The 1,815-nt window shown below is 68.9% G+C and carries 1 protein-coding gene; it reads left to right on the forward strand.

Annotated features, from left to right (window positions below; translation table 11 throughout):
- Positions 1-278 precede the first annotated feature (278 nt).
- Positions 279-1,815: ATP-binding protein (locus FKP22_RS29185; RefSeq protein ID WP_233447004.1), on the forward strand; the 1,537-nt coding region annotated here is incomplete at its 3' end.

Genomic DNA, 1,815 nt, shown 5'->3' on the forward strand with positions numbered 1-1,815 from the left:
CGCGCCGGCCGCAACCGCGTACAGCATCACGCGATGAAGGGCGGCCCGGCCGCCTGATCCCATCGGCGCCAACGAGGTCTCAGGGGTTTTCAGGCACCTGAACAGCCGCTGAACAAACGCTGTCACAGGACTGCTGCAGACTGCCAGTGCGTGCGGTTTTGTGACCGTTCGTGCAAGCTGCAGCGCAGACACGGCAATGCCCGCATGGCGCCGCGCGAAGCTTGGTGCTAGTCTGAATTCAACCCCAGCTCCTGGACAAGCAGCAGGCCGTGGCCACCATGAATCCCAGCGAATTTCTGGCAGTCGCGGGCGTCTTCTTTCAGGCAACGCTGGCGCTGCTGTTCCTGTCCCTGGCGCGCCGCTCGCAAATGCGCGAGGCGGCCTACGTCGCGGCCGGGTTCGGGCTCTGGGCCCTGGTGCAGCTGGCCATGGTCTTCGGGTTGGCCGGCTCGCCACCCGGGCTGCTGGCCGCCGCCTGCTGGATGCCGGTGACGGTACTGGGCATTGCCGCACTGGGCAGCCGGCTGCTGCGCGCCCAGCGCCAACTGAGCTGGCAACTCTCGCAGCAACGCAGCGTGGCCGAGCAGGCCATGGCCCAGGCCCGCGCCAGCGAGGCCCGCCTGGCCGAGCTGGCCCAACAGCTGCAGCAGCGCCAGGCGCAATGGCAGGAAGCCCAGAAGGCGCTGGCCGAGGCACGTGAGCAGGCCCAGGTGGCATCGCGCGCCAAGAGCGAGTTCCTGGCCAACATGAGCCACGAGATCCGCACGCCGATGAATGCAATGCAGGGCCTGATCAACCTGGCACTGCGCAGCCGGCTGGACTCGCGCCAGCGCGGCTACCTGAACCGGGCCCGGGCCGCGGCCGACACCCTGCTGCTGATCATCAATGACATCCTGGACTTCTCGAAGATCGAGGCCGGCAAGCTGGTGCTGGAGCACCGGCCCTTCCTGCTGGTGCAGGTGCTGGACAAGCTGCAGGCCGCCATCGGTGCCAGCGCGCAGGACAAGGGCCTGACGCTGAAGATGGACGTGCCCGAAGACCTGCCGCCGGTGCTGGTGGGCGATGCGCTGCGGCTGGAGCAGGTGCTGGTCAACCTCTGCGCCAACGCGGTCAAGTTCACCGCCCGCGGCGAGGTCCGGGTTGCCGTGCGCTGCACGCAGCAGGACAGCAGCGGCGAAGTGCCGAACTGCACGCTGGTCTTCGCGGTGCACGATACGGGGGTCGGCATCCAGCCGGCGCAGGCCGAGCGGCTGTTCCAGCCCTTCGACCAGCTCGACCCATCGAGCACGCGCCAGCATGGCGGCACCGGCCTCGGGCTGGCGATCTGCAAGCAGCTGGTGGCGCTGATGGGCGGCAAGATCGGCGTGCAGAGCAAGCCCGGCGAAGGCAGCGAATTCAGCTTCGATGCGCGGCTGCAGGTGGGCACGGCCGAGCATGCCAGCGTGCTGGTGCAGCAACGCGAGGCCACCGCGGCCAGCCAGTCGACCGACCCGGCGGCGGTGCCGGCGATGCTGCGCGGCAAGCGGGTGCTGCTGGTCGAGGACAACGAGTCCAACCAGATCGTCGCGGGCGACCTGCTGCGGGAATACGCCGGCATGGAGGTGCAGCTCGCGCGCGACGGCAAGGAGGCGCTGGCCTGCCTGCGCGACCATCATTTCGACCTGGTGCTGATGGACGTGCAGATGCCGGTGATGGATGGCTACCAGGCCACCGCGCTGATCCGCCGCGAGGCCCGGCACCAGGCGCTGCCCATCATCGCGATGACCGCGCACGCCCTGCCTTCGGACCGCCACAAGAGCCTGGCCATCGTCAAGG

The organism is Ideonella azotifigens, assembly GCF_006519715.1.
In the GTDB taxonomy this organism is placed as follows: domain Bacteria; phylum Pseudomonadota; class Gammaproteobacteria; order Burkholderiales; family Burkholderiaceae_C; genus Ideonella; species Ideonella azotifigens.